Origin of the sequence: Streptomyces sp. MnatMP-M17 (assembly GCF_900091995.1) — a bacterium.
Taxonomy (GTDB): Bacteria; Actinomycetota; Actinomycetes; order Streptomycetales; family Streptomycetaceae; genus Streptomyces.
This window is the reverse complement of sequence record NZ_FMDK01001049.1, coordinates 1-2,424: the sequence shown is the minus strand read 5'-3', so window position 1 is coordinate 2,424 and position 2,424 is coordinate 1. Positions and strand designations below refer to the sequence as shown.

The 2,424-nt window shown below is 68.1% G+C and carries 2 protein-coding genes and 2 pseudogenes; 3 read left to right on the top strand and 1 reads right to left on the bottom strand.

Going from position 1 to position 2,424, the window contains the following annotated elements:
* The 3 genes and pseudogenes from GA0115259_RS40875 to GA0115259_RS35715 form a co-directional block, all read left to right on the top strand.
* A pseudogene (locus tag GA0115259_RS40875) lies at nucleotides 1–268 on the top strand (lyase); the annotation flags it as partial.
* 152 nt (nucleotides 269–420) lie between these two features.
* On the top strand, nucleotides 421–2,004 hold the full coding sequence (locus GA0115259_RS35720) for an acyl-CoA carboxylase subunit beta (RefSeq protein ID WP_093604551.1): 1,584 nt from the start codon (nucleotides 421–423) through the stop codon (nucleotides 2,002–2,004).
* A 47-nt stretch (nucleotides 2,005–2,051) separates the two neighbouring features.
* Nucleotides 2,052–2,255 (top strand): acyl-CoA carboxylase subunit epsilon, encoded by a 204-nt coding sequence (locus GA0115259_RS35715; RefSeq protein WP_066949407.1) that lies wholly within the window; start codon nucleotides 2,052–2,054, stop codon nucleotides 2,253–2,255.
* A gap of 103 nt (nucleotides 2,256–2,358) precedes the next feature.
* Here the strand turns inward: GA0115259_RS35715 and GA0115259_RS39440 are convergent.
* Nucleotides 2,359–2,424 (bottom strand): annotated as a pseudogene (locus GA0115259_RS39440) (ATP-binding protein); the annotation flags it as partial.

Sequence of the window (2,424 nt, the reverse complement as noted above, 5' to 3'; positions counted from 1 at the left end):
TTTCTGGCGGCCGGGTACGGCGGGCCCGCTCACCGTGACCGCGCCCGCGAGTGTGGTCGCCGTGGTCCGCGGCCGTACCGCGACGCTCTGTGTCGGTGAACCTCTGCGCTCAGGACGGCCGCTGGAGGTCCACTGGGACCGGAGAGTGCGGCGTGTCACCGCCCACGACCCATCGGTCGAGGTGCTCTCGGCCGGGCGTACGCTACGGCTGAGGATCACTCCGGGGACGGTCGGCGCGACCCATCGCTGTCAGATGTCGTTCATCTGACATCTAGGGGAATCCCACAAGAGCCGGGGGTACGTTGCTGTCCGGGAGCCCCGCATCCGGCCGGGTTCTGTCCAGGCCCACCAGGAATACCGCCAGGAGACTGTGTGGAGTCTACGGCGTGTTTTCACCGGTGCTCTTCGTAGGGTTGGCACATGACCGTAGTGGACGAGACGCCGAGCGAGCCCACCGATGCCCGGGGGCGTGTGGCCGAACTGCACGCCCTGCGCGAGACGGCCCGCCGAGGGCCCAGCGACCGCGCGACCGAGGCCCAGAAGGCCAAGGGCAAGCTGACCGCGCGTGAGCGCATCGAACTGCTGCTCGACGAGGGGTCGTTCAAGGAGGTCGAGCAGCTCCGCAGGCACCGCGCCACCGGCTTCGGCCTGGAGGCCAAGAGGCCGTACACGGACGGTGTGATCACCGGCTGGGGCACGGTGGAGGGCCGTACGGTCTTCGTCTACGCGCATGACTTCCGGATCTTCGGCGGCGCCCTCGGCGAGGCCCATGCCACCAAGATCCACAAGATCATGGACATGGCCATCTCGGCCGGTGCTCCGCTGGTCTCGCTCAACGACGGCGCCGGCGCCCGGATCCAGGAGGGCGTCTCCGCGCTCGCCGGCTACGGCGGAATCTTCCAGCGCAACACCCGCGCCTCCGGAGTGATTCCGCAGATCAGCGTGATGCTCGGCCCGTGCGCGGGCGGCGCCGCCTACAGCCCGGCTCTCACGGACTTCGTCTTCATGGTCCGTGAGACCTCGCAGATGTTCATCACCGGTCCCGATGTGGTCAAGGCCGTCACCGGCGAGGAGATCAGCCAGAACGGCCTCGGTGGCGCCGATGTGCACGCCGAGACCTCCGGCGTCGCGCACTTCGCGTACGACGACGAGGAGACCTGCATCGCCGAGGTGCGGTATCTGCTGTCGATGCTGCCGCAGAACAACCGCGAGAACCCGCCCACGGCCGTCTCCCAGGACCCGGTGGACCGCCGCTCCGACGTACTGCTCGATCTGGTGCCCGCGGACGGGAACCGCCCGTACGACATGCACAAGGTGATCGAGGAACTGGTTGACGAGGGCGACTTCCTTGAGGTCCATGAGCGCTGGGCGCGGAACATCATCTGCGCCCTGGCCCGGCTGGACGGCCAGGTCATCGGCATCGTCGCCAATCAGCCGCAGTCCCTCGCCGGTGTGCTGGACATCGAGGCATCCGAGAAAGCTGCGCGCTTCGTCCAGATGTGCGACGCTTTCAATGTCCCGATCGTGACGCTGCTGGACGTGCCCGGCTTCCTGCCGGGGGTCGACCAGGAGCACGGCGGGATCATCCGGCACGGTGCCAAACTCCTGTACGCATACTGCAACGCCACCGTGCCACGGATCTCCTTGATCCTGCGCAAGGCGTACGGAGGCGCCTACATCGTGATGGACTCCCAGTCCATCGGAGCCGACCTCACCTATGCCTGGCCCACGAACGAGATCGCGGTCATGGGCGCCGAGGGTGCCGCCAATGTCATCTTCCGCAAGCAGATCGCGGAAGCCGCGGACTCGGAGGCCACGCGCGCTCGGATGGTCAAGGAGTACAAGGCCGAGCTGATGCATCCCTACTACGCGGCGGAGCGCGGACTGGTCGATGACGTCATCGATCCCGTCGAGACCCGTGAGGTGCTCGCGAGTGCGCTCGCGATGCTCCGTACCAAGCACGCAGACCTGCCGTCGCGCAAGCACGGCAACCCCCCGCAGTGATCCTGCGTCCCGCGCCCTCCCGCCGAGAAGACGGAGATACGACCTCCATGAGCGAATCCACGAACGAATCCCTGCTGCGCGTCGAGAAGGGCCAGGCCGGCCCCGAGGAGCTGGCCGCCATCACCGCCGTTCTGATGGCCCGCGCCGCGGCCCGTCAGGACGCCCCGGCCCACCACGGCCGCTCCACGGCCGGCTGGCGCCGTCTTGAGCGCACTCCCGGCTTCCGCGCCCCGCACAGCTGGCAGGGCTGATTCCCAAGGACTCACTCCGCCTGTACGACGAAGGCCCCCGCACTCCTCGGAGCGCGGGGGCCTTTCGTCGTGCCTACGTGCATCTGGCCGCAGCCGTGCGGAATTACCGGAGTCGTGCCATGAGGGCGTGTTCGACGAGGGTGATGAGTCCGCTTTTGGCGTCGGCGCG